The sequence below is a fragment of the Synechococcus sp. H70.2 genome, assembly GCF_047462275.1.
In the GTDB taxonomy this organism is placed as follows: Bacteria; Cyanobacteriota; Cyanobacteriia; order Thermostichales; family Thermostichaceae; genus Thermostichus.
In genome coordinates, this window is sequence record NZ_JANSIU010000013.1 from 33,204 (window position 1) to 56,346 (window position 23,143).

General features: G+C 60.8%; 24 protein-coding genes and 1 pseudogene. 17 read left to right on the forward strand and 8 right to left on the reverse strand.

Going from position 1 to position 23,143, the window contains the following annotated elements:
• Positions 1 to 249: 249 nt before the first annotated feature.
• A complete protein-coding gene (locus NW822_RS10785; RefSeq protein ID WP_414361610.1) occupies positions 250 to 651 on the forward strand; it encodes a DUF4168 domain-containing protein in 402 nt (133 codons plus the stop codon).
• A gap of 139 nt (positions 652 to 790) precedes the next feature.
• Complete coding sequence (locus tag NW822_RS10790) at positions 791 to 1,285, forward strand: DUF3611 family protein (protein WP_414361609.1); 495 nt, start codon at positions 791 to 793, stop codon at positions 1,283 to 1,285.
• Positions 1,286 to 1,382: 97 nt separating this feature from the next.
• On the opposite strand, the gene NW822_RS10795 is transcribed toward NW822_RS10790, so the two are convergent.
• Entirely contained in the window at positions 1,383 to 1,514 is a 132-nt protein-coding gene (locus NW822_RS10795) for a photosystem II reaction center protein K (protein WP_414404446.1), read from the reverse strand.
• A gap of 132 nt (positions 1,515 to 1,646) precedes the next feature.
• Positions 1,647 to 1,892 (reverse strand): photosystem I reaction center subunit PsaK, encoded by a 246-nt coding sequence (gene psaK, locus NW822_RS10800; RefSeq protein ID WP_414361607.1) that lies wholly within the window; start codon positions 1,890 to 1,892, stop codon positions 1,647 to 1,649.
• A 329-nt stretch (positions 1,893 to 2,221) separates the two neighbouring features.
• On the opposite strand from psaK, the gene NW822_RS10805 reads away from it, so the two are divergent.
• From NW822_RS10805 to NW822_RS10820, 4 genes and pseudogenes are all read left to right on the forward strand, one after another.
• The gene (locus NW822_RS10805) at positions 2,222 to 3,193 is read left to right on the forward strand and encodes a fatty acid desaturase (protein WP_414404432.1); all 972 of its coding nucleotides are present in this window, start codon (positions 2,222 to 2,224) and stop codon (positions 3,191 to 3,193) included.
• 1 nt (position 3,194) lies between these two features.
• The gene (locus NW822_RS10810) at positions 3,195 to 4,085 is read left to right on the forward strand and encodes a hypothetical protein (protein ID WP_414404433.1); all 891 of its coding nucleotides are present in this window, start codon (positions 3,195 to 3,197) and stop codon (positions 4,083 to 4,085) included.
• Between the two features lie 111 nt (positions 4,086 to 4,196).
• Positions 4,197 to 4,342: pseudogene (locus NW822_RS10815) on the forward strand (SDH family Clp fold serine proteinase); the annotation flags it as partial.
• A gap of 12 nt (positions 4,343 to 4,354) precedes the next feature.
• The gene (locus NW822_RS10820) at positions 4,355 to 4,831 is read left to right on the forward strand and encodes an SDH family Clp fold serine proteinase (RefSeq protein WP_414404447.1); all 477 of its coding nucleotides are present in this window, start codon (positions 4,355 to 4,357) and stop codon (positions 4,829 to 4,831) included.
• Here the strand turns inward: NW822_RS10820 and NW822_RS10825 are convergent.
• Positions 4,823 to 5,503, reverse strand: a complete 681-nt coding sequence (locus NW822_RS10825; RefSeq protein ID WP_414404434.1) for a DnaJ domain-containing protein — start codon at positions 5,501 to 5,503, stop codon at positions 4,823 to 4,825. The two genes, NW822_RS10820 and NW822_RS10825, sit on opposite strands and share 9 nt — an antisense overlap.
• Before the next feature lie 74 nt (positions 5,504 to 5,577).
• Between NW822_RS10825 and NW822_RS10830 the strand changes: the two genes are divergently transcribed.
• Complete coding sequence (locus NW822_RS10830; RefSeq protein WP_414404435.1) at positions 5,578 to 5,874, forward strand: DUF3082 domain-containing protein; 297 nt, start codon at positions 5,578 to 5,580, stop codon at positions 5,872 to 5,874.
• 19 nt (positions 5,875 to 5,893) lie between these two features.
• On the opposite strand, the gene NW822_RS10835 is transcribed toward NW822_RS10830, so the two are convergent.
• Complete coding sequence (locus NW822_RS10835; RefSeq protein WP_414404436.1) at positions 5,894 to 7,972, reverse strand: transglycosylase SLT domain-containing protein; 2,079 nt, start codon at positions 7,970 to 7,972, stop codon at positions 5,894 to 5,896.
• 59 nt (positions 7,973 to 8,031) lie between these two features.
• Complete coding sequence (locus tag NW822_RS10840) at positions 8,032 to 9,993, reverse strand: S9 family peptidase (protein WP_414404437.1); 1,962 nt, start codon at positions 9,991 to 9,993, stop codon at positions 8,032 to 8,034.
• Positions 9,994 to 10,147: 154 nt separating this feature from the next.
• Between NW822_RS10840 and mnmH the strand changes: the two genes are divergently transcribed.
• The 5 genes from mnmH to NW822_RS10865 all read left to right on the forward strand — a co-directional run bounded on the left by mnmH (position 10,148) and on the right by NW822_RS10865 (position 14,593).
• Complete coding sequence (mnmH, locus tag NW822_RS10845) at positions 10,148 to 11,215, forward strand: tRNA 2-selenouridine(34) synthase MnmH (protein WP_414361596.1); 1,068 nt, start codon at positions 10,148 to 10,150, stop codon at positions 11,213 to 11,215.
• Between the two features lie 460 nt (positions 11,216 to 11,675).
• Entirely contained in the window at positions 11,676 to 11,963 is a 288-nt protein-coding gene (locus NW822_RS10850; protein ID WP_414404438.1) for a hypothetical protein, read from the forward strand.
• A 25-nt stretch (positions 11,964 to 11,988) separates the two neighbouring features.
• Positions 11,989 to 12,825 carry a SpoIID/LytB domain-containing protein gene (locus NW822_RS10855; RefSeq protein WP_414361593.1) on the forward strand — a complete coding sequence of 279 codons (837 nt, stop codon included), beginning with the start codon at positions 11,989 to 11,991 and terminating at the stop codon, positions 12,823 to 12,825.
• A gap of 101 nt (positions 12,826 to 12,926) precedes the next feature.
• Entirely contained in the window at positions 12,927 to 14,018 is a 1,092-nt protein-coding gene (gene chlG, locus NW822_RS10860; protein WP_414404439.1) for a chlorophyll synthase ChlG, read from the forward strand.
• 134 nt (positions 14,019 to 14,152) lie between these two features.
• Positions 14,153 to 14,593 carry a hypothetical protein gene (locus NW822_RS10865; RefSeq protein WP_414404440.1) on the forward strand — a complete coding sequence of 147 codons (441 nt, stop codon included), beginning with the start codon at positions 14,153 to 14,155 and terminating at the stop codon, positions 14,591 to 14,593.
• On the opposite strand, the gene NW822_RS10870 is transcribed toward NW822_RS10865, so the two are convergent.
• From NW822_RS10870 to NW822_RS10880, 3 genes are all read right to left on the reverse strand, one after another.
• On the reverse strand, positions 14,586 to 15,971 hold the full coding sequence (locus NW822_RS10870; RefSeq protein WP_414404441.1) for an MFS transporter: 1,386 nt from the start codon (positions 15,969 to 15,971) through the stop codon (positions 14,586 to 14,588). The two genes, NW822_RS10865 and NW822_RS10870, sit on opposite strands and share 8 nt — an antisense overlap.
• 66 nt (positions 15,972 to 16,037) lie before the next feature.
• Positions 16,038 to 17,441 (reverse strand): aspartate ammonia-lyase, encoded by a 1,404-nt coding sequence (locus tag NW822_RS10875; protein ID WP_414404442.1) that lies wholly within the window; start codon positions 17,439 to 17,441, stop codon positions 16,038 to 16,040.
• 15 nt (positions 17,442 to 17,456) lie between these two features.
• A complete protein-coding gene (locus NW822_RS10880) occupies positions 17,457 to 17,696 on the reverse strand; it encodes a hypothetical protein (RefSeq protein WP_414396133.1) in 240 nt (79 codons plus the stop codon).
• 280 nt (positions 17,697 to 17,976) lie between these two features.
• On the opposite strand from NW822_RS10880, the gene infC reads away from it, so the two are divergent.
• The 5 genes from infC to NW822_RS10905 all read left to right on the forward strand — a co-directional run.
• A complete protein-coding gene (infC, locus tag NW822_RS10885; protein ID WP_414361583.1) occupies positions 17,977 to 18,534 on the forward strand; it encodes a translation initiation factor IF-3 in 558 nt (185 codons plus the stop codon).
• Between the two features lie 14 nt (positions 18,535 to 18,548).
• On the forward strand, positions 18,549 to 19,013 hold the full coding sequence (gene bcp / locus NW822_RS10890; RefSeq protein WP_414361581.1) for a thioredoxin-dependent thiol peroxidase: 465 nt from the start codon (positions 18,549 to 18,551) through the stop codon (positions 19,011 to 19,013).
• A 46-nt stretch (positions 19,014 to 19,059) separates the two neighbouring features.
• Positions 19,060 to 20,952, forward strand: coding sequence for a serine/threonine-protein kinase (locus NW822_RS10895; RefSeq protein ID WP_414404443.1), 1,893 nt, complete (start codon positions 19,060 to 19,062; stop codon positions 20,950 to 20,952).
• 122 nt (positions 20,953 to 21,074) lie between these two features.
• A complete protein-coding gene (raf1, locus tag NW822_RS10900) occupies positions 21,075 to 22,166 on the forward strand; it encodes a RuBisCO accumulation factor 1 (protein WP_414404444.1) in 1,092 nt (363 codons plus the stop codon).
• A 275-nt stretch (positions 22,167 to 22,441) separates the two neighbouring features.
• Positions 22,442 to 23,143: RNA-guided endonuclease InsQ/TnpB family protein (locus NW822_RS10905; RefSeq protein WP_414404445.1), on the forward strand; the 702-nt coding region annotated here is incomplete at its 3' end.

The window sequence follows — 23,143 nt, forward strand, 5'->3', positions numbered from 1 at the left end:
AAAGGCAACCACCAGCAATCTACCCCCATTATCCCAGAGGCCAACCCTTTCTGGGCTGTTCAAGGCTGGAGCAGGAACCTCAAGGCCACTTTTGGGTCAAAGGGAGTAGGTGCCGGGGTGGCTTGAAGCAGGGCGCAAGCAAAAGCTACATAGGAGAAGGTCCCAGAGACACCGGCAACAGGGGAATTGGGTGGGGAGTCAGTAGCAGTGGTTGATCCAGCAGGTCGGAGAGAGTGGACGGCGTTCTCGATGTCAAGCGTGGCTCAAAAAGGGCTGGTGGGCTTGATCTGGGCTTGTACCTGGATCCCGCTGGTGGGGGTTTCCCTTGCTCTAGCCCAAACCCCTGCCCCCTCCCTAGCTCTGACCGATGACCAGGTTACCAAGTATGCCCGCATTGTCCTAGAGATGGAGCCCCACCGGCAGGAGGCCCAGCAGCGCTCTCGGGTTACCGACGATCCAGCCACCAAGGATCAAATCCGGCGGGAGTTCATTCGCACCGCCACCGAGATCATCACCCGCCATGGCATGAGCGTGTCGGAGTACAACCGCATCACCTTGTGGATTCGCTCTGAGGAAGGAAAAGAGCTCAAACAGCGCATCGAGGCGGAAATTCTGCGTCTGCAAAGTGAGGATCCCAGCCCCAAGCCCTAGCCTTGGAGCCCTGCAGATGTGACGGCGGACAGAGGATGGGGGTAGGCTGGAAGCGAAGATCGGTGTTTGGCCTTAGAGAGCGGAGTTAAAAGGAATGAACGAGCCCAGGTCGCCGCTAGGAGGGGCAACAGTTGAGCGCATGCGGTCTCGCTTGCGCTTGACGCGCCGCTTTGGGTTTTGGTTTCAGGCCATTTTGGGAGCGACAGCCCTGCTGCTGTGGCTAGGTTTTTTAATCGGCCAAAATACCGTCTATCGAGATGACTCGCTGGGGGCCATTATTGCCTTCTGGTTTACTCTGCTTACCCTGCTTACCTTAGCGGCCGGTCTCTTCTTTAACTGGCGCTACTTACTGCACGCAGAGCGCCGTTCGGCTTCTGCTGATGCCCTGGGCCAATTGAATCTGCCCCAGCAATTGCAGTTGGTTACCTACATCAGCCTAATTGGCGCTTTCCTAGCTTTGATTGGCATGGAGGCCCAGGTAGGCGAGCTGTTGGCACGCATTTTTTCCCGCACCCAGGCCAACCAGGTAACGGGTGTACTACTGCTAGCTGCCAATATCAACGTTACTTTTGCCCACTTCGTCTGCTTAGCAGGAGTGCTCTGGATTACCGGTGTCCTTGACCGCGATCTCTAGCCCCCTTGAAGGCCCATTAAGCCCCCCTGCCAGCGCAAGAGGGGCAAGCAACAGCATTGGAGCAGCCGAGAATTACCGATCCCAGATAACCAGGGCTTTACTTAAAGCCCACCGCCGCCTGCCAGACAAAGGCCAGCAGGAAAAACAAAACTGGGATAATCGGCAAAATATCAATCAGTGGGTCGAACAACTCATATCCTTCTGGCAAAGCAGCCAGGAGGAGCACCATCGCAGGCATGACACCAACCCTCAGCAAGTAAGGAAGTGGGGCGAGAGAAACTAAGTTTGCTCAGAATGTCTGAGTTGACAGAGAGTTTAACACTTCTGGCTCCGGATCTTGGCCAAGGTCAAGAAATGTAACTTAGAGAACTCCCATGTTGGAGAGGCCCAAGATTACCCCCACGCCTAGCAGATGACCAAAGCTGGCCACCCCCAGTACTTCTGGCCAAGTCATCCCCAGCACCGGTCCAGTTTCTGAAGCAACTCCCGAAGAGGACTTGAAGCTTAGGTAAGCCAAGCCTGTGCAGAGCAGAATGATCACCGCACTCAGGGGCGACCAGGGGCTAGTGTGAGCAGTCATGGCCAACGGGGCAACAACGGGTAGCATGGTTTTCCTCCTCGGCTCAGCTTAACCGACCCCTAGATTATCCTCACTCTGCAGTGCTTAAGGGGATCCCCCCCGATCTGCACATGAATTGCAACAGAAGCTGCAACAAAACCTCACAGCAGCCCTCACCTCCTGGGCAGGGGGATCCCTGTCGGCTGCAGCTAGAGTTGGCAAGGAAATCCGACCTGGGGGGACAAGCCGGGCAGATCTGTGCCGTATACTAACGAAAGTTAACAAAGCTTATCGCTCCCGTTTGGTGTGATGACTTCGAGGGGTTGTCTTCAACCATCCCCGTCGTCTGCGCTGTGCACACCTAAGGATGGCTGCCGATGACTGCTGCTGCGACTTCGCAACTGAACTCCGGGCCTTTCACCTTACCCCGTGAGCTGCTGGGGCCGCCGTCGGAATTTTGGAATCCCACCCTGCTGATGTTTTTGGGCTCGGTGGCGCTCTCAGCTGCCTGCTTTTGCGGGTATGCCTTTTGGCATTGGCCCCACTGGCTGGTGTTCTGGCTTAACTTTGTTGCCCTCTACGTGCTGGGCACAGTAATCCACGATGCCTCCCACGGCTCCGCCCACCGCAACCGCTGGCTGAACGAGGCTATGGGACATGGCTCTGCTCTGTTGCAGGGCTTTGTCTACCCTGTCTTTAAGCGGGTGCACATGCAGCACCATGCCCACGTCAACCATCCTGAAAACGATCCGGATCACTACGTCTCCACGGGGGGGCCACTGTGGCTAATTGCGCCGCGCTTCTTCTACCACGAGGTGTTTTTCTTCAAGCGGCAGCTCTGGCGCAAAGGCCGCTGGGATCTGCTGGAGTGGGCTCTCAGTCGACTGGTGGTGGTCTTAACGTTTGCGCTGGCCTTCCACTTTGGCTACACCGACTACATCATGAACTACTGGCTGCCCCCCGCCTTTCTCATGGGGTTTCTGTTGGGCTTGTTTTTCGACTACCTGCCCCATCGCCCCTTTCAATCTCAAGAGCGGTGGTACAACGCTAGGGTCTACCCTAGCCGGCTAGCCAACATTCTCCTGTTGGGACAGAACTACCATCTCATTCACCACCTCTGGCCCTCGGTTCCTTGGTACAAGTATCAGGCGGCCTACTGGGTGGCTAAGCCGGAGTTGGATGCGCGCAACTGCCAGCAAACGCTGGGCATCTGGCGAAAGGGTGAGTTTTGGAGCTTTGTCTACGACGCACTGATTGGCCTCCACTGGCACAAGCCCGCCCCTGCAGTTGCCCCGCGCGAGTCAGCCGCGGCGCCATCTCTTCCCCAGCTTGGCGAAGAGGCCGATTGAGATGGTCTTGCCCACGCTGCGGATCCCTCAGTTGCTGCTGTTTGTTGAGGCAGCCAGCTTGCTGCAGGACTCCAGCCAAGCCTGGGTAGAGGCTGGGCAGGCCCCAGCAGATCTGCCAGAACTGGTTGCCGAGGCGCGAGCGCAAGCCGAAGCCCAACTGCAAGCCCTTGGGATCCCGGCTGAGTTGCAAGCCCAGGTGCGAGGGATCTTGAGATTGACCCCGCTGCCGCAGGTGCTGGCCTACCTGCAGGACTTGCTGGACAGGGGGTCTGGCCCCGACGTGGAGGCTTTCCTGGACCAGGTGGGATCTGCCTCTACCCTGCTGCGCTTCCCGCCGCTGTTGGTGGCAGCTGTGGCTTTGCAGGTGTTGCTGGAGCGGCTGGATTTTTCTCCGGAAGAGAAAGCGGCGTTGCAAGCCCAACGGGAGCAATGGGAACAGGCCCTGGCCGAACTAGCCACCAGCCATGGGGTTTCCCTAGAGCCGCTGCGGACGGCTGCTGAGACGGCGCTGCAGGCTGTCTCGACGGAGGAGCTGCTGCAACTGGGCCAGGATCTGGCTCAAGATCTCGAAGATTGGGGGGCTCTGGCCGCCACCGAGGTTGAGGGGGAAACCGAGCCTCAGGTGGAAGTGGCGGGACCTTTGCTATTGATGATGGTGGCCGACCACCTGTTAGCCCAGACAGAGTATCCCCTCACCCCCGACCAACGGCTGGATCTACAAATCAACCGTGCCGAGGCAGAGAGTCGCCTCGCCGCCATGCAAAAGCTGGGCTGCCTTGAGAACTTGGCGGAGCAACGGGCCTACATCCAGGCTTGGATCGCGCAGACTGCGGTTCCCGATCTGCTACAGGCTCTGGATCGCTGGTTTGCTCCCTCTGAGGCTGATCCCTGAGGTTCGTCAGAGGTAAGGGCCGAGGCTCGCTATGCTCTTGATAATGCTAGCAGGAGGAGGTGGAAAGGGGACTGGGGCAGCCTCTTTTGGATTTTTTTAATCTTCAGCTCTTTGCAACCTCTGCCGAACCGTCATGTCCAAGAGTTGCGGCGCTTTCTGGCCATTCGGGAGTTGGAGCAAAAGCGAGGCAGCCGAGTGATTCTGCTTATCCACCGGCAGGAGTCGATCACCCAGTTTCCCGCTACATCAGCATCGAGGACTCAGAGCAGGTGCTGCGGGCAATCCGCCTCACCCCGCCCAACACCCCGATTGAATTCTGCACACCCCTGGCGGCCTGGTGCTGGCTACTGAGCAAACCGCAGATAGGGGGCTACGCTGCCGCCAGCATTTTGCAGGTGGTGGCGGAAAAACCCATTGCCGAGATCGACGACCAGACGCTGATCCTGGCAGATCTGGCCCGCAAAGCGAGGCAACAGGTACAGAACTTTGTGCGGGAGCTGCTCAAGGACGAGGTGCCCAAGCGCAAAATTGCCCCCGAACGCCTCGAGCCCCTCATCCAGGCTCTGACCAGCGGGCGGGTAACCCACGACTACCCGATTACGGCTGAAGAAGCGCGGGAGCTGGGCCTGCTCATCTCCACCGAGTTGCCGCCCCAGATCTACGCCCTGATGGATCTCTACCCACAAGCCAACATAGGTCGCCCTTCCGTCCCCCTAGAAGACCAGCGGCGGATCCCGCTAGGGTGAGCTCTTGGCATAGGCGTCCATGGCTTCTCGACGCAACCCTTCCGCCCGTCGAAACAGCTCTTGCCCGGTGTGCAGGTGGCGATCGTCGAAGTTTAGGGGGAAGTAGCTCAGTTCCTCCAGGGCATCTTCCAAGTGGTTGAGGGCATAGTAGAGGCGGGAAGCCACCCCCCCCAAGCTGCTAGGGTTGGGAAGACGGCGAAAGATCTGCTGCGCCTGGGCCAGTTTCTGGGCGCACTTCTCCAGGTATAGGCCAAAGGCCGCCAGCAAGTCTGGATCGAAGGGATCAGCGGACAAAGCATTAAGCTGGGGTTTGAGGGAAGCCAACAGAGGTCCCAAAACCCGGTTGAGCGGCGTGTAAACCTGTCGAACCCAGGCTTCGCGGAGGACGGCCTCCTGGCTAACCGTCTGCGGCGGGGAAGGGCGGGGCAAGACCTGTCGGGAGCCCAGTTGCCGGTCGTATTCGCGACGGGCTTGGGGATCCCTGAGGACGGCATAGGCGGCGTTGATCTGGCGAATGCGCTCAGCACTGGCCCCATCTTTTCTAGCCAGAGGGCTGTCGGGATGGTGGTACTTGACCAGGCGGCGGTAGGCCTGCTTAATCTCGGCTGTCGTTGCCAGCCTCGAAACCCCCAAAATCTCGTAGTAAGATAGCCCCTCTAGCCCCCTTTCCATTGCGGTTACTGGTTACAAGCTCTCCTAATTGTACCCGCAGCCTACAATAGGGGTGAGTTGTCCGGTGTTGCCCCATGTCTTCCTCCTCACCCCGATCCCCCCATCCCCTCAGCGCTCTCTGGGGGGCTGCCCTTGCCGCCGGCCTAGGCTACGGCTTCCTGCAGTTGCTGCTTTCGATGCTGGCCAAGTTGCCGCCTGTAGATCTAGAAAGTGGATCCCTGGCACGGGGGATCAGCCTTTGGGTGCGCTACTTGTTGGTGGGATCCGTTACTCTAGTGGCCTTCATGTTCGTCATGGTGGGCTTGGGGCTAGCAGCCTACTCGCTGCAATTACTGGGAGAACGGCTGACCTCTTCTCGGCACCGGTCCTAGCCGCAGTCGAGGGAGTTGGTTAGCCAGGACGCTGACGGAGGCGCTGGCTGACCAAGGTGCGCCCCTGTGGGGTGTAGAGCTGCCAGTAGTTCCAGTAGTTGCCAAAGACAGACTTGACATAGCCACGGGTTTCGGCAAAGGGGATTTGCTCCACAAACTCATCGGGATCCTCAAAGCCGAAGCGGCTTAGCCATCTGGCCACATTGCCAGGCCCGCCGTTGTAGCTGGCCAGGGCCAGCAGGGTGTTGTCTTGATAGGAGCGGTGGGTGTAGTCAAAGTACCAGCATCCCAGGCGCAGGTTGTCGGCAGGGTTGGTGAGGCGGTACTGGGCTAGGCCAAGCTTCTGGGCAATCCAGCGGCCGGTGGCAGGCATCACCTGCATCAAGCCCAGCGCTCCCGAGGCGGAGACAATCTCCGGCTCAAAGCGGGATTCCTGGCGGATCAAGGCCGCCACCATCAAGGGATTGAGGTTAAATTGCCGCGACCAGTAGGCCAGCCCAGGCCGGGCATAGGGATCCCCCTCCCACGTGTTCTCTGGGCTGGCGTAGTAGTGCAGCGGGTAGACAGCCTGCCAGAAATCCTGGCGCTGCCTCAAGCTCGGCAGCAGCGGGTCAGGCTCGGCGCTGAAGCGCAAAGCAGCCACCTGGTTGATCCCCTGGAGGTGTTCGCCAGCGTTGTTGCGCAAAATGCCGCTGGCAAAGCGCTCGGCCACGCTCATCTGGCGCGGATCCCGGTGCCGCAGAGCCATTTCCCCCTGCCAGCGCTCCCAGGCCAGTTGGCTGGCGCCGATGAGATGCAAAGTTTGCGTGGCCTCAGAGAGCGCCGGCAACGGTTGGCGCACCGGCTGAAAGTCCACCTCAACCCTTTGGCGGCCGCTGGAGAAATCTCCTACTGGCCAGCCCAGTTGCACCGCCGCCCGCCAGGCGTAGTAGGTGTGAGGGAATCGCTGCAGCACCTGCTGATAGATTTGCCGTGCCGCCGCCCTATCCCCCAGCCGTTCCCGCCATTTGCCCGCCCAGTAGAGCAGCTGCGCCCCCATTTCCGTATCCTGCTGGGCCAAGCCAATCTGCTGGGCCAGAGCAATAGCTGCCCTGAGATTGCCCGCTTGCGCCTGGCGCCAAGCCACCGTCCAGGCGGCGTTGGCTGCTGCTTCGCTGGCCGGGAAACGCTCCCAAAGGGCCTGCCGCACCGCCTGGGCCGACTGCGGGCTGCCGTTGCGGTCATAAAGCTGGCTGAGGCTGAGCAGGGCCTCTGGGGCCTCTGGATCCGAGCCGGATCCTACCTGTCGGAGCAACTGAATGGCTGTCGGCAGGTCGCTCAGCTCGGCCAGGCGACGCCGGGTGAGGGAGGCCTCGGCAGCCTCGGGAAATTGCGCCAGCAGCGCTTGGTAGGCGGCCCTGGCCTGGGGAAACTCCCGCGAGATTTGGTGGCTGCGGCCCTGGCGGTAGAGGTTTTGGGGGGTGGCAGGGGCGTGTTTGTAGGCGCGGGCGGCTTTGCCGTACTCCCGCTGCTCCCAGTAGGCATCGGCCAGGATCTGCCAGTCGGAGGCTGTGAGGGATCCCTCCTGGGCTTGGCGCCAGCGATCCAAGAGGGGCGTTAACCCAGGGATTTGCGGGTGATGTTGGGCCAGATCCCGCAGCAGGTCGTAGCGGTCGGGATGCTGCTGCAGCAAGTGCTGGAGGGCGCGAGCAGTCAAGGGGTGAGTGGGAAATTGCCGTCGCAGTTGCTCCACCTGGCCCATTCCCCACAGGGCATAGGCGGCTACAGGACTGTGGGGGTACTCCCGCAAGATCTTGGGCCACCAGATCTGGCGGGCAGTTTCTCGATCCCCCAGCTTTTCGTAGGCCTGGGCCCTGAGCTTCCAAATTTCATCGGTGAGAACTGGCAGCTTCTCTTCCAAGCCTTGCAAGGACTCCAGGGCCGCTTGGGCTTGGCCGGCCTGGAGGGCTCTGTAGGCGCGCAAAAAGGCAGCGCCAGAAGTCGCGCTTAGGGATGCCGGCGGCACCGCCGCCATCTCAACGGGTTCTGCCCAGGAAGAAGTGTAGAAGCCCCAGAGGGCGCCGCCCAGGACTCCGCCTGCTGCTAAGGCCGCGGCCACCCATCGCCTCCAGAGGTTCCTGGTTAGGCTCCCCATGCCTCCCTCCCCCAGCTCCTTGACTACGATACCCAATGGGGAGGCGCTGAGCCAGGGCAGGGAGAACTCCAGTTGGCGATGGGAACTGGCTCGAGGGGCTCTGGCAGGGGAAACCCCAGGATCTGGGCGTAGAAGTAAAGCTCTGCCTCCAGAGCCCGCTTGAGGTTGGCCGCCTGGCGGAAGCCGTGCTGCTCTCCCTCAAAGGGCACGTAGGCCACCGGGATCCCTTTGGCCTTCAGGGCAGCTACCATCTTCTCTGCTTGGTTGGGAGGAACGATGGCGTCCTCCAGGCCTTGAAAGAAAATGATCGGGCAGTTGAGACCCTCTAGGTGGTGGAGGGGAGAGCGCTCTCGGTAGAGATCCTGCCGTTGGGGGTAGGGGCCAATTAAGCTCTCCAAGTAGTGGGACTCAAACTTGTGAGTTTCCCGGGCCAGCGCTTCTAGGTCACTGATGCCGTAGTAGCTGGTGCCGGCGCGGAAAACCCTGTGAAACGTCAAAGCTGCCAGGGTCGTGTAGCCGCCGGCACTGCTGCCGCGAATGAGCAATCGCTCGCCGTCAACCCGGCCCTGTTGGGCCAGGAATTGGGCTCCAGCAATGCAATCTTCCACGTCCACAAGGCCCCATTGGCCCTTGAGGGCCTCCCGGTAGGCCCGTCCATAGCCGCTGCTGCCGCGGTAGTTGACATCCAAAACGGCAATCCCCCGGCTGGTCCAGTACTGGATCCCCAAGTCGAGCACGGCTGCTGTCGCCCCCGTGGGCCCGCCGTGACTTTTGACCAAAAGGGGCGGCTTTTCGCCGGCAGGGGCCACGAAGTCGCGGTTCTTGGGAGGATAGAAGAAGCCGTAGGCCACTGTCCCGCCAGAAGTGGGAAAGGTGATGGGCTCAGGGATCGACAAGTACCCAGGATCCACCGCCGCGCTGCTAGAACGGGCCACCACCTCCAATTGGCCAGAAGGTAAGTCCAGACCGACCAGGGCCATGGCTTCGCTGGGGGATCCGGCCAGGAAGGCAGCTTTTTCGCCGCTAACTTGAAGGTTGTGGAGCTCGGTGTAGGGCAGGGGGAGCTCCTGCCGCTGTCCTGAACGCGGATCCAAAAGGGCCAGGTGGCAGAGCCCCTCCTGCCGATAGATGGCCAGGATTTGCCCATCCCCACAAAAGCCGTAGGTGCTCAGGCCAAACACCCACTGGGGCTCCCCAAACTCTGCTTCCATAGGACAGAGGGGAATTGGCCCCGAGGGATCCCAGCGGTAGAGGTTCCACCAGCCGCTGCGGTCGGAAACAAAGTAAAGCTCCCCCTGCGGCGACCACTGGGGTTGGAAAATGGACTCAGCCGGGCCGCCAACGAGTTTCTGGGGTTCTCCCAAGCTGCCGTCAGGAGCCACTTCCGCCCGCCACAGCTCCGTGCCGTCCCAGGGCATCTGGGGGTGATCCCAGGCAAGCCACACCAGGGTCTGACCGTCTGGGCTGAGTTGCGGGCTGGCGTAGAAATCGTGGCCCCTAGCCAAAACTTGCTGGGATCCGCTTTCTAGATCGATGGCCACCAGCGTATTTTCTGGCTCTCCCTGCTGGCTGTGATCCTCGCGCACGCAGAGGATGCGCCGGCGCCTCCTGTCCACCACCCCGTCGGCATAGCGGTAGGGGCCGGGCTCGGTGAGGGGCTGGGGAGCCAACCCCGGCAGCAGGCAGTACAGCCGTTGATCGGCAAAGTTGCAAAAGTACACCACCCCCTCAGAGACCCAGTAGGCGCCACCCCCGTACTCGTGGACACGGGTGCGCACGTTGAAGGGTGCTGGCGTCAGTTCCTGCACCGTCCCATCGGCAGCTCGCCGCATCAGCACGTTGCGTCCCTTCTCCTGCGGGCGGCCCTCTATCCAGTAGAGATCGCTCCCCTCCCAAGCCGGTTGCCCTAGGCGCAGGGACCCGGCCACCACTAGGTCAGCGGTAATTGGGGATCGCCAAGATCCATAGCTAGCCTGTTGCACCATTTCCCAATCCTTGCCAGCCCAGGACTCCCATTATGGCGGAGGGAAGGGATCCCTGCCCCGACGGAAGAAAAGCAACCTTTGGCTGCTCCCTCGCCCAGAGATCTGCCAGGATCAAGCAGGAGAGAACCTAGTTAACTCCCTCCTCCCTGCGTCTGTGGCTGCTCCCATTCACGTCACCGCCGAGCCCTGGCTGCACACCTACAGCGAAATCATCGATGTGCGCTCGCCGGCAGAGTTTGCCGAGGACCACTGGCCGGGGGCCATCAACCTGCCTGTACTTGACGATGCAGAACGGGCAGAGGTGGGCACCCTCTACAAGCAGGTGGATCCCTTCACGGCCCGCAAGCGGGGAGCTAGCCTGGTGGCCCAGAACATCGCCCGCCACCTGCAGACCCACTTTGCCGACAAGGACCGGGACTACCACCCCCTCATCTACTGCTGGCGGGGAGGACAGCGCTCGGCCAGCCTGGCGCTGGTATTGTCCCAGGTGGGCTGGCAGGTTACAGTTTTGCAAGGTGGCTACAAAACTTACCGCGCCTGGGTACGCCGACAACTGCAGAGCTTGCCCCAGGAGTTCACCTACCGCGTCCTCTGTGGGCCGACGGGGAGCGGCAAAACCCAGTTGCTCCACTACCTGCAGCGCCAGGGATCCCAAGTCCTCGATCTGGAAAAGCTGGCCTGCCACCGGGGATCGGTGCTGGGGGGCGAGTGGGGGGTGCCCCAGCCGAGCCAGAAGTTCTTTGAGAGCCAGTTGGTTCAAGCCTTCCTCAAGTGGGATCCCGCCAAGCCGGTCTGGGTGGAAGCTGAGAGTGCCAAGGTGGGCCAGCTCCACCTGCCCCCTGCCCTTTGGCAGGCCCTCACCCAAGCCGACTGCATAGAGGTGCAGCTGCCCCTGGAAGAGCGGGTGAAGGGGTTGATTGCCCACTATCCCCACTGGATTGCCCACCCCCAGGCGCTAAAGGAAAAATTGCAGTCTCTCAAGTCCCGCCACGGCCAGGCCCGCCTGCAGCGCTGGTTTGAGCTCATCGATGCCCAAGACTGGCCGCAGTTTGTCCGGGAGCTACTGGAGCAGCACTACGATCCCACCTATCGGCACAGCCTGCAGCGGAACTTTCATCGTATTCGGGCCCGGCTTGAGCTGCCTGACCTCTCCGAGTCCAGCCTCAGGGAAGCTGCCACCCGCCTCCTTGAGATGTCGTCTGCAGCTCGACCAATGCGGTAGGCCTTGGGGCCCCCACCCGAAGCAACTGTCTGAGTTTGAGCTCCAAGGGAGACTTGAGAGGAAGTGCAGGTGAGGAAAGGGGGCAGCTCCAGCCAGCGCAGCGACGCAACTTGGGCATCTTGTTCGTAGCCGGCCGGCTTTTCTGGGCCAGTTTGTCCTCCCTGCTACCCACCCTGCCCCTCTGCCTCAAGGATGCCAGCAGCACTAGCCAACAGGTGGGCCTGGTGAGGGGGCCTTCCCGGTTGGGCTGCTGGCTTTTCCAGCTTGGCTGGGACGCCTGTCAGATGGCCACAGCTGTCGGTAGGAGCAGCAGCAGTGGCTCCCTTGCCAGCTGGATTCCGTGGGTAGCGCTGGTGTGGGCCTTCCACGGGATCAGCATTGTGGCTTTTGCCACTGCCTACGTGGCTCGGGTAGCGAATCTGGCCCCTGAGGGAAGACGCGGCGAAGTTGGGTCAATCCCGTGGGGGTTGCTATTGGCCCCGTGTTGGGCGGCTTTTTGCAGGAACTCACCGGCTATGGGCCTCGGTTTTTCTCCGCTGCCCTGCTAAGAGGGGTGGGCTTTCTCTGTACCCCAGCACTTCAAGAACGGCAGCAGGAACAGAGGGGATCCCCAGCCCGCGACCCAAAGGTGCGCTTCCTCACGGGGGTAATGCTGCTGGGGGGGTTGGCCTTCGGCATTGACACTCCCCCGACTAAAGTTGGGAGATTCTGCGGACCTGCCTCTTCGCCGTCTGTTGTCCTATCCTAAGCTGAGGTTGCTGGAGAAACTCGAGATGGCAGCGCGGCGTTGGCTTGCCTTCATCGGATCCCTGCTTCTAAGCGCCTTGGGGAGAGGGGGGGAAGAGGCTTGGGCGGTAACAGTGCGGGTACAGCTGGCCGATACCGCCACTCCTTTGGTGGTGGGAGTTTCTCTGCCTGCCCAACTAACTGATGGCCGCGGAAAGGTGTTGGCAGAGCTGCCGCCCCTAAGGGGGTTTTGGGCCCGCCCCAGCCCCCGGGGGGTGCAGCTGCACAAGGCCGTTAGTCCAGTACTGTTCATCGAGCCGCCGGAGGGCGGCCTAGTGGCAGTCAATGGCCGCTGGTATTCCGGCAAGGTGCTCTTGATGGGCTACAACCGCTTGCTGGCCATCAACTACGTTCACCTCGAGGAGTATGTGGCCAGTGTGGTGGAAGCCGAAATGGGATCCCGCTTCTTACCCGAGGCCCTGAAGGCCCAGGCAGTGGCTGCTCGCACCTATGTTCTTTACCACCGCAATTCCCGGCGCTGGTTTGATGTGTATAGCGACACCCGCTCCCAGGTGTATCGGGGTCTCTCGCAGCGCTCGGCAGCTGCCCTGGAGGCAACACGGGCCACCCGCGGCGTAGTCCTGGTGTACGGGGGAAAGTTTGTTAATGCCATGTACAGCGCCAGTGCCGGGAGCCAGACCGTTGGAGTGGACGGGATCCCTTATTTGCGGAGCCTGCCGGACTTCAGTCCCTATCCCAAGCTTGGCCATGGCATTGGCATGAGCCAGTGGGGTGCTCAGGAGTTGGCCCGCCAGGGCTGGAGCTACCGCCAAATTTTGGCCTACTATTACCCAGGCGTTAGACTTGCCCGCTTGCCAGAGTAAGACACCTCTCGAGGTTGCTGGAGCCCTTTGAGGGAAGGGGAGAAAATGCCGCAGAATAGGGATGGCTCTCCCCGTATTGAAGTTTGCCTGCGCACCCCACCATGAGCAACCTGAACGAAACGACTTCCTCTGGTCCAGCCGCTGTACCGCCAACAGGCGGAACAGGCTCTGCTGAAGATCCCGCCGCAGGAGAAAGCAGAGCTGCCGCTCCCAAGACCGCCCCAGGATCGGACAAGGGATCCGCCAGCCGGCGTGTTCGTCAACTCCTGGGTATGAAAGGGGCGGAGGTGGAGTCTCGCTCCGTTTGGCAAGTTCACTTACAGCTAATGAAGCCTGTAACCTGGATCCCCTTGATGTGGGGTCTGATTCCGGGGGCAGCCTCCTCTGGCCACTTTACCTGGACTTGGGAGAACGTGGCCCTCATCCTGGTGGCCATGATCCTGGCCGGCCCCCTAATGACCGGCTACACCCAGACCCTAAACGAGTACTACGACCGCGAGATTGACGCCATCAACGAGCCCTACCGCCCCATTCCTTCCGGAGCCATCTCCCTCCGGCGGGTGGTTATCCAGATCTGGGTGTTGCTGATTTTGGGGCTGGCGCTGGCCTATGCCCTGGATTGGTACACCGGCCACGACTTCCCGGTCATCACCTGCATTGCCCTGGCGGGAGCCCTAATTGCCTACATCTACTCGGCGCCGCCCCTGAAACTAAAGCGCAATGGCTGGCTGGGCAACTACGCCCTGGGCGCCAGCTACATTGCTTTGCCCTGGTGGACGGGGCACGCTCTGTTTGGCCAGCTCAACTGGACAGTCTGCATCCTAACTCTAATCTACAGCTTGGCCGGCTTGGGGATTGCCGTGGTCAACGATTTCAAGAGCATGGAGGGGGATCGGCAGTTTGGCCTGGCCTCGCTGCCGGTGATGTTTGGCGCTGTGGGGGCGGCCTGGATCGCGGCGCTGATGATTGATCTATTTCAGTTCGGCATGGCCTCGTTTTTGCTGGGAGCCGGCCTAAAACTCTATGCGGCGATTTTGGTGCTGCTCATTATCCCCCAGATCACCTTCCAAGACATGTACCTGCTGCGGGATCCGCTGAAGAATGATGTGAAGTACCAGGCCAGCGCTCAGCCTTTTCTGGTGTTGGGCATGTTGGTGGTGGGTCTGGCGCTGGGACGTTCCGGGCTGTGGTAGTCGAGCCGAAGGCCAAGTGCCCATCCTGGCAAGCGAGGTGACGGCTTCCGCCCTGGCTCATCCTCTCTACCGGGGCCAAGATCAAGCTAGGGATCCCAAAGAGTGGAATGGCCCTGGGCCAAAGGAGAGGTCCGATGAAACTGTTTTTTCCCCGCCCACTGGGGCTAAGCCTGGCTTTGCTCTTGGGGGCTGTCGCTCCTGCCCAAGCCCAGCGGATCGTCATTGATGGCCGCGGGATCGTTGTCGAACCCAGCACCGGTGGCTCGGTTATCCTCAACCCCGGCCAGCCGCTCTTGGCTCCGTTCCCGCCCAGGGGAGTTCCTTTTTCCATTGATGCCGAGGGCCAAGTGGTCTCTGCCCCTGGCTACCGCTGCAGCGCCGCCACTGCTGCCGACAACTCCCCCATCATCTGCCGCTCCCAGTTCAATCCCAACGACGTGGTGGTCTACGAGCGGGATGGCCGCTCCAACACTTTCAACACCGGGATCCGGCCCAGCGGCAGCGGCCTGCGGATTCTGCCCAACTCCGAGCCGGTGCAGCCTTCCGGCAGCGGCCTGCGCATCCTTCTCAACTAACAGAGGGGAAGCGACCCCCTCCCGCCCGTCTTGCTTCTAGTTCCTGCAGGATCTGCCGGTGGCGCTGCCGGGTGATGGGGTAGAGCCACACCAGCAGGATGCCGCCGATTAAAACCACCGCCGGCAAGGGGCCAATGGCAAGGCGGATGGCCAACAGGGCCGATTCCGGCTGGGTGGGCGGCGGCTCCCCGGCCACCGAAGGGATAAAGCCAGACCACTCCAGAACTTGCCCTAGGAAAAACAGCCCCAGTCCTAGGCCTACCTTTTGCAGGAACACCATCAAGGCGTAGAAGATCCCTTCCCGCCGCTCCCCAGTTTGCAGCTCATCCAGGTCGATGACATCCGGCAACATCGACCAGGGGCCGAGATAGGCCGTGGCCGAAACCCCCACCCCCGCCAACAGCGCCAGGGCAATCATGAGCCGCTCCTGGCCGGGCTGTAGGAAAAACAGGCCGGCTTGGGAGATCAGCCAAAACCCCGCCCCGATCAGGTACATGGCGCGCTTGCCCAGGTGGGCGCTCAGTCGCGTCCAGGCAAACAGGGTCAGCACCGCAACGCTCTGAACCGCCAACACCACTAGCGAGATCCACACTTCCGGCAACTGCATCCAGAAAACGATGAAATAGGGGATGATCGTGGCCGTAAACTGAAACGCCAGCCAAGAACACAGGTAGATGCCGCTGACAAATAGATAGGGGCGGTTGCTGAAGGCCACCCGCAGTTGCTGCAGTAGGGGCAGCGGATCCCGCCAGGATTGATACTGTTCTCGCACCCCCCAAAAGCAGAGCAGCAGGGGCAGAGCCGAGATTACCCCAAAACAAGCTCCCGCCAGCAGATGGCCAGCAGCCCGATCCGGCAGCAGGTTAACCAAAAGCGGAAAGGTGACTACTGCAACCATGCTGCCCCCCACCGAGAAGGCAAAGCGGAACTGGTTGAGCTGGGTGCGCTCGTCGTAGTCTTGGGTTAGCTCCGCTGTCAGAGAGGCATAGGGAATGTTGGCGGCAGAGTAGAAGGTGTTAAACAGCAGCGACACCGCCAGGTAATAGGCAAACAAAAGCCCAGTTCGACCGGGAAAAGGGATCCACCACTGCGCCGCAAAGGTCAGGGCAAAGGGAAGAGCCGAAAACAGCAACCAGGGGCGGCGACGACCCCAACGGCTGCGGGTGCGGTCGCTGAGGATGCCGATGAGGGGATCGTTGAGGGCATCCCAAAAGCGGGTGATGGCGTAGATGCTGCCGGCCAGGCCCGCCGCCAGGCCGACAGTATTGGTGAGAAAGGGCAGCAGGAAAAAGATGAGGATATTGGCCGTCATGCCCGTGCCCAGATCCCCCACCCCATAGGCCAGCTTGGTCCACCAGCTTAGTCGTCTGTCGGCCATGGCTTGCTCGGCAAAGGGGTGTTGACGGGGAAGGGGCGGAGGCCAATGGCCTTTGTGGCAGAGGGGCTAGACGCGCATCTGGCTCATTGCCTCTAGATCTAGCACCCTGGCCACCTCTTCTGGGCTCATCAAGTTGCGCTCTAGGACAATCTGGCGGATGGGCTTCCCCGTTTCCAGGGAGATCTTGGCCACTTCTGCCGCCTGCAGGTAGCCAATGTAGGGGTTGAGGGCAGTCACCAAAGCCAGTGTCCCCTCTGCATAGCTGCGACAGCGATCCGCCTGGGCGGTGATGCCGCTGACGCAACGTTCAGTAAAGACCCGCAGGCTGTTGTTGAGGATCTGCAGGCTATGCAGGAGGTTATAGGCAATCAGGGGCATCATCACGTTGAGTTCAAACTGCCCTGCCTGGGCCGCAAGGACAATGGCAGTGTCGAGGCCGATGACCTGAAAGCAGACCATGTTCAGCATCTCAGCCATCACCGGGTTGTACTTGCCGGGCATGATGGAGGAGCCGGGCTGCACCGGCGGCAGTTGGATCTCTTTAAGGCCGGTCTTAGGGCCGGAATCCATCAGCCGCAGGTCATTGGCCAATTTGATGCCGTCTTGGGCCAGGTTGCGCAGGGATCCCGATAGGTGCACAAAGGGGGCCATGCTCTGCATCGCCGCCATGGGATGGGGAGCCGGCGTGAGGGGCAACTGGGTGTACTCTGCCAGCCGCTGCACCACCTTTTGCCGGTATAGGGGATGGGTGTTGAGGCCGGTGCCAACGGCGCTTCCCCCCAGCCCCAGGCTGCACAGGGCTTGGCTGGCCTCCTCAATCCAGCGGCGGTGCTGGGCAAAGATGGCTGCGTAGGCGCCGAAGCTGTCCCCTAGGCGCACCGGCACTGCATCCTGCAAATGGGTGCGGCCCGCCTTGAGGATGGCGCGAAACTCCTGCGCCTTTTGCTCCAGCGCCGCCACCAGGTTGTCCAGCGTGCCCAGGAGATCCCGCTGCACCCGCAGTAGGGCGGCCAGACGAATGGCGGTGGGGATGACATCGTTGGTGGACTGGCCATAGTTGACATGGTCGTTGGGGCTAACCCGCTCGTAGCGCCCCTTAGGCTCCCCGAGAATCTCCAGGGCGCGGTTGGCCAGCACCTCGTTGACGTTCATGTGGTGGGAGGTGCCTGCCCCGGCCTGGTAGACATCCACCACAAACTGATCCCGCAGGGATCCCTGGAGGATCTCGTCCGCTGCTTGGACGATGGCCTTGGCCACCTCAGGGGGAATGCAGCCCAGCTCGCCGTTGACTTCAGCCGCCGCCTTTTTAATGAGCACACAGGCCTCCACGTACTCCGGTAGCGGCTTGAGGCCGCTGATGGGAAAATTTTCAAGAGCCCGGGCGGTTTGGATGCCGTAGTAGACCGACTGGGGCAATTGCCGCTCCCCCATCGAGTCCCGCTCGCTGCGCACTGGTGGCTCTGAAGGCATGGCCGTTTGGCTTGCTTAGCTGGCAGGGTTTGATCCCTTTTCCTGCAAGGCAGCCAACTGCTGGCTGAGGCGCTCGTTGTTTTCCGCCAAAACTAGCACCATGGCTGCACAGGCTAGGTGAACTGCAGCCCGAAACTCTGCTGAGGTCTTGTACTGGGCCAACGCCTCACTGTCGCCCTCGCGGGGGCTGAGGATCAGTTGGACTGACTTTTGGGCCAGCTCTTTCAGTTCCCGTTCCGTTAAACCCAGTTGCACCGCTTTTGCTCTCCCTGTAAACTAGGAAACCAACTTTGCCCTGCCCTCGTTGCCAGCAGGGCTGCCATCTGGTTATCCTACCGCGGTTGTTACCCCAATCCAGCAATATTTTTCCCCTGGGCAAGTCCAAAGCTCCTAGAAAAAAACAAAAAATGCCAGCTAGTATAGGTTGCAGGAGCTCTTGCCCTTCCGGCCAAGGGAGCAGGGTTTTTCCCCATTGGCCAGCAACGGTGCAGAGCAGACTACCATCTTTTCGTTGTCCGTTTAGAGAGAGGAAAACTTGTCCGTCGAACGTCCCCTTGACCGCTTTCCCCCTAAGCAGCGCGGAGAGCTGCCTGCTATCAACGAGCGGATTCGCTTCCCCAAAATCCGTCTCATCGATACCGATGGCACCCAGCTGGGGATCATGAGCCCCCAAGAAGCCCTGCGCATAGCCGAGGAAAAGGATCTGGACTTGGTCTTGGTGAGTGACAAGGCGGATCCTCCTGTCTGCCGCATTATGGACTACGGTAAGTTCAAGTTTGAGAAGGAGAAAAAGGAACGGGAGGCCCGCAAAAAGCAACATACCGCCGAGATCAAGGAAGTGAAGTTTCGTTACAACATCGGCGAGCACGACTACCACGTCCGCCTGCGGAGTGCCCAGCAGTTCTTGGGGGAGGGAGACAAGGTGAAAGCCACGGTAATGTTCCGCGGCCGCGAGGCGCAGCATGCCGAGCTGGGGGAAGAATTGCTGCACCGCTTGTTCAGAGACTTACAAGAGGTGGCGGAAATGCAGCAGCCTCCGCAGAAGGAGGGTCGGAACATTACGATGATCCTCGCTCCCAAAAAATCCAGCTAAGAGGGATCCCGCCCATGCCCCTTGCCGTTGGAGATCCAGCCCCGGAGTTTACCCTGCCCGATGCCGAGGGCAGGCTGATTAGCCTAGGCCAGTTGCGGGGCCGGCGGGTGGTCCTCTACTTCTACCCTCGCGACAACACCCCTGGCTGCACGCAAGAGGCCTGTGGCTTTCGCGATGCCTACGCGGATTATCAGGCGCAGGGGATCCAGATCTTGGGGGTGAGTGCCGACGACGCCCGTTCCCACCAAAAGTTTGCCCAAAAGCTGCAACTGCCCTTTCCCCTGCTGGTGGATGAGGGGGCCAAGGTGGCCAGGGCCTATGGGGTCTATGGCCCGAAAAAGTTCATGGGCAAGGTCTATAACGGCATCCACCGCACCACCTTTGTCATCGACCCGGAGGGGAAGATTGAGGCCGTTATCACCCAGGTCAAGGTAGGAACCCACGCCGCAGATCTGCTCAGGCAATTAACCGGCTCCTAGAGTTTCCAGAGGGACAAAAAGGGCTGCCATTGGTTTCCCTAGAACTGTGTCCCGACGCACCCGTACCACCAAGTCCATCCACGACAGCTACCAGATCTTGGGGTTGGCTGGCCAAGGGCAGTATGGGCGTGTCTTCTGCGCCCGGCCCCGCCAAGGGGGGGATCTGGTGGCCCTCAAGGAGCTGCCGGTGGAGCGCTTTCCCACCCCCAACCTGCTGCGGGAGCTGCGTTATCTGCTGACGTTGAACCACCCCAACATCACCCGCTGCTACGCTCTGGAACATGCCCGTGAGGGGCGGTATTTGGTGCTGGAGTACTGCGAGGGAGGCACGCTGCGGGAGCTGATTGACCAGGTGGAGCGGGGGTTGTGGCTGCCGGTCAAGCAGGTTTTGGGCTTTGTGGATCAGATCTTGGCCGGCTTGGATCATGCCCATCGACAGGGGGTAATTCACTGCGATGTGAAGCCCGAAAATATCCTGCTTAAACCCACGCCGCAGGGCTGGCAACTGAAACTGACGGACTTTGGCATCGCCCGTCACCCCCAGCCTGCCCCGGGCGAGATCACGGCCACCGGCTCACCGGCCTACATGGCCCCGGAGCGGTTCTACGGCCAGTTTAGCCCTGCCTCAGATCTCTACGCGGTGGGGATCATCCTGCTGGAGCTGCTGACAGGGCGGCGGCCTTTTTCCGGCTCCCCCAGCCAGTTGATGCACGCCCACCTCAACCAGTGCTTTGTCTGCCCGGAGGGGATTCCGGCACCTTTGCAAGCGTTGCTTGAGGTGGCTCTGCGCAAGCTGCCCCTGCGGCGGTTCCGCACAGCAGCGCAGATGCGTTCGGCCTTGGCCGCGTTTGCCCAGGAGTGGCAGGAGCCAGCTGCCTGTTGGGTTGGCCCGCGGGTGCTGCGCCAGTTACCCCCCGGGGTGCAGGTCTGGGATCTGCCCGCTGCCGGCTCTGGCGGCGACAGCAGATTGCAGAAGTTTTATGTCTGTGAGGATCCCAGCGGCTGCCGCTCCCCCCTGCTGCTGCGAGTGACCTCCCAGAGCTTAGAGTGGCTAGAGCTGCAGACCCCTGCCGCAGGGGCGCCACCTCTGGCCCGTTTCCCCCTGGCCGAACCGCTGCAGGAGGTAGTGTTTCTGGGGACTTTTCCGGAAGCCCTGGCCGTTGGCAAAAGTAGCCTTCTCCACCTCAGTCCTGCCCGCATCCGCCCCCTGCTGAGTTTTGAAGAGGAGTGGCAAGCCACCTGGCTGGAGGAGCGGCAGGAGCTCATTTGGGCTACTGCCAAGGAAATGGGGGCAGTGCAATGGCTGCCGAGGGGGCCAAGCGTAGCTCGGCTCTTCTCGGAGTTCCACTGCTATTTCCGCTGGCCTTGGCAGGTGCCGGTGGGATCCCTACCTCGCTTACTAGCCCTCTCGCAGCAGCTGGTACTGCTAGGAGGGGGGGGACAGCAGTGGGTGAACCTATGCGTGTTGCCCTACCCACAAACTGGGCAGACGGGAGCGCAGCCGCTCTGCTATCGCCTTCCGTTAGATCCCAAGGGGGAGGTGCTTAGCTTGGGGGAACGGCTGCTATTTGCCCCCAGCGATGGGGGGAGAGAGGGCTGCTGCCCCCATCTGAGTGTAGTGCAGCTCAACCCCCTGCGGCTGCGCCGCTGGTTCTTAAAAGGGTGGCCAGTTCAGATGGCCAAGGCCCCCTGGGGTGTGCTGCTGCTGTGTCAGGAGGGGGAGGGGTTCTCGTCCCTCTGGCTGTATAGCAAGGGGGGGGATCCCCTAGCCCAGGTAGCTGTGCCCGCCACCTCAAGGGTACTGCAGGTGGGACAAAAGGGACGGGTCTGGCTGCAGGTGCCCACGGGAGACAAGCTGCAGCGCTTCCAGCTGTGGCAGTTGGATTTCAACCAGTTGCCAGCGGGTAACTATGCTGCTGAGGTAATTCCCCTGGCCTAAGGAGAGGACGGCCAACTTAGCCCAGGGGAAGTCCGTAAAAAAATCGTACTGACCGGTTGCACTTTTAACCTCCTGTGGGTTTTGCGCTATTTTTCAATGGTTGTTGCGGAGGAAGCCTTGCCATGAGTCAGCATTTGCCTGAACCCTCTGCCCCAAAGGCAGATCCCAGTGGGTTGCTGGAGCAGCTGCGACGGCGAGAGGGGGGGTGGTTGGATTGGGCCAAGGCCTGCCAAAGCCTGCAGCAACAGAAAATGACTCCCCAGGCCATCTTTGAGGCAACTGGGCTTGAGCCTGCCAAGCAAAACCAGATTGTTGTCGCCGCCCAGGTTTACGAGGGGATGGCCAAAGCAGGCGCCAGCTCAGCCCTCTTGGAGCACTTTGCCCAGCGAGGTAGCGACATCCTCTACGAGCTGCGCATCCTTTCACCCCAGGATCGCATCCGGGTGGCGGAGCTGGTGGCGAGCCGCAACCTAGGTGCTAAGGAGACCCACGAGATAGCTCGGGCTGTGAAAAGCTATGCCCAACTGCAGCAGCTCCCCGAAGGGTTTACCGATCACCCTGGGGATGCAGTAGCCTATCAAGCCTGGAAGACTGCCCAGCAAACCCGCGATTTGCAGGAGCGGACACGAGCCATTGGCCGGGCTTTCCAGTATGTCCACAGCGAGACGGCCCGCCGTCAGATTGAGCAGCTTCTGTCGATGCTGGCTCCCGGCTCTCGGCGCAAGCCCTTGCCAAGGCTGGCGGTATTCCGCCCAGAGGAGGAGCTGCCCCGCTTGTTGCCGGTGGCTGGAGCTCTGCCTTTGGCCACCGCCACTTGGGAAGCGATCCCGGCTGCCGCGCCCCAAGGACCTTTTGGCTGGGTCAGCAGCGCCGCGGGACAGATGTGGATAGCCCTGCCCGCTTGGCCAGCCCTTCAAAGGGCCGCCGACCCTGTGGCCCTACAGGTGGAAAATCGGCTTCTGGGATCCCTCTTGGACTGGCCGGTGGCCTCTGAAGAAGAGCAGGATCCTGTCTTGCTGGTGGTGGATCGGGCCGTGCGCACCTGGGAAGAAAGGGCGGGGGCTTTTCTGGTGGATCGGGAGGGATGGCTGTCCCTGGAGTGGATTGAGGATTTGCCCTCCTCTCCCCTCCTCGGCCAGGTGCTCCTGGCCATGCGCCCACCCCGCCTCTTCGATGAGGAAGTAGCCCAGGATCCCTGGCAGCTGGAGGAGTAAGCAGCGGCCATTTCCAGGAAAAGGAAGGGGGGGCTACCGACAAGTGCTCTTCAACGTAAGGCGCGGGATTCCCCACCGTCTATACGGTGGGGAGGGATAGCGCCTCCTGACTGATTCTGGATATATCGCTTCACAATTTCTAGAGGTGCACCGCCCAATGCACTTAGAATCATGCCAAAGCTTAGCCTTTCCCCAGTACACTTTCTTCGTAGTTCAACCATAAAACTCGCCAATCTTTATGCTACAGTTATTGTAGCTTCGACTGAACTATAAAGGTGACAGAAACTGCACTGGTAGTCAGGCGACAGACCTTTCGGCTGTACCCCAACAAAACCCAAGAGCGGGCTTTGTTGTCGGCCCGCCGTTTGCACTGCTACCTCTACAACGCTTGCGTTGCTCACCGACGCTATGAGTACCGACGCAACCGCCGGACGGTTAGTTACCTCGAGCAGCAGAACCTTCTGCCAGAGTTCAAGAAAGCATGGCCGGAGTTCGCTCAGCTCAGCTCCATGGCTTTGCAAGCTACGGTCAAGCGGGTAGATTATGCCTATCAGCGTTTCTTCCAGGGGCTAAGCAAAAAGCCCAAGTTTAAGTCGATCAAGCGGTATTCTGGCTGGACATATCCTAGCGCTACGGGGTGGAAGGTCAATACTAACGGTAAGCACGGCACCGTTACTCTCAGAGACTTGGGCATTACCCTGAGGATGCGAGGCAAAGCCAGTCGCGTTAGCGGGACGGAGTCCTTGGACTGGGGGAGGCCTACCACACTAACTATTGTCTATAAACCAACTTTACGGCAGTGGTACGCTTCCTTCACTGTAGAGGTGGAAGTACCTCGGCCTAAATTTGGTTCCCAGTCAGATTTGAAGTATGAATCTATCGTCGCCTACGATTTGGGCGCCGAAACGGCCATAACCTTATATGACGGGAGTGAGTTCTATGAGGTTGCTAATCCTCGGTTTACGCAGAGGAGTGAG

Coding starts and splice junctions, on each gene's coding strand:
- NW822_RS10810 (WP_414404433.1), top strand. CDS start 3,195: ATGGTCTTGCCCACGCTGCGGATCCCTCAGTTGCTGCTGTTTGTTGAG.
- NW822_RS10865 (WP_414404440.1), top strand. CDS start 14,153: ATGAAACTGTTTTTTCCCCGCCCACTGGGGCTAAGCCTGGCTTTGCTC.
- NW822_RS10840 (WP_414404437.1), bottom strand. CDS start 9,993: ATGGTGCAACAGGCTAGCTATGGATCTTGGCGATCCCCAATTACCGCT.
- NW822_RS10875 (WP_414404442.1), bottom strand. CDS start 17,441: ATGCCTTCAGAGCCACCAGTGCGCAGCGAGCGGGACTCGATGGGGGAG.
- raf1 (WP_414404444.1), top strand. CDS start 21,075: ATGAGTCAGCATTTGCCTGAACCCTCTGCCCCAAAGGCAGATCCCAGT.
- NW822_RS10805 (WP_414404432.1), top strand. CDS start 2,222: ATGACTGCTGCTGCGACTTCGCAACTGAACTCCGGGCCTTTCACCTTA.
- bcp (WP_414361581.1), top strand. CDS start 18,549: ATGCCCCTTGCCGTTGGAGATCCAGCCCCGGAGTTTACCCTGCCCGAT.
- chlG (WP_414404439.1), top strand. CDS start 12,927: ATGAGCAACCTGAACGAAACGACTTCCTCTGGTCCAGCCGCTGTACCG.
- NW822_RS10785 (WP_414361610.1), top strand. CDS start 250: ATGTCAAGCGTGGCTCAAAAAGGGCTGGTGGGCTTGATCTGGGCTTGT.
- NW822_RS10790 (WP_414361609.1), top strand. CDS start 791: ATGCGGTCTCGCTTGCGCTTGACGCGCCGCTTTGGGTTTTGGTTTCAG.
- NW822_RS10795 (WP_414404446.1), bottom strand. CDS start 1,514: ATGGTGCTCCTCCTGGCTGCTTTGCCAGAAGGATATGAGTTGTTCGAC.
- NW822_RS10855 (WP_414361593.1), top strand. CDS start 11,989: ATGGCAGCGCGGCGTTGGCTTGCCTTCATCGGATCCCTGCTTCTAAGC.
- NW822_RS10870 (WP_414404441.1), bottom strand. CDS start 15,971: ATGGCCGACAGACGACTAAGCTGGTGGACCAAGCTGGCCTATGGGGTG.
- NW822_RS10830 (WP_414404435.1), top strand. CDS start 5,578: ATGTCTTCCTCCTCACCCCGATCCCCCCATCCCCTCAGCGCTCTCTGG.
- NW822_RS10825 (WP_414404434.1), bottom strand. CDS start 5,503: ATGGAAAGGGGGCTAGAGGGGCTATCTTACTACGAGATTTTGGGGGTT.
- psaK (WP_414361607.1), bottom strand. CDS start 1,892: ATGCTACCCGTTGTTGCCCCGTTGGCCATGACTGCTCACACTAGCCCC.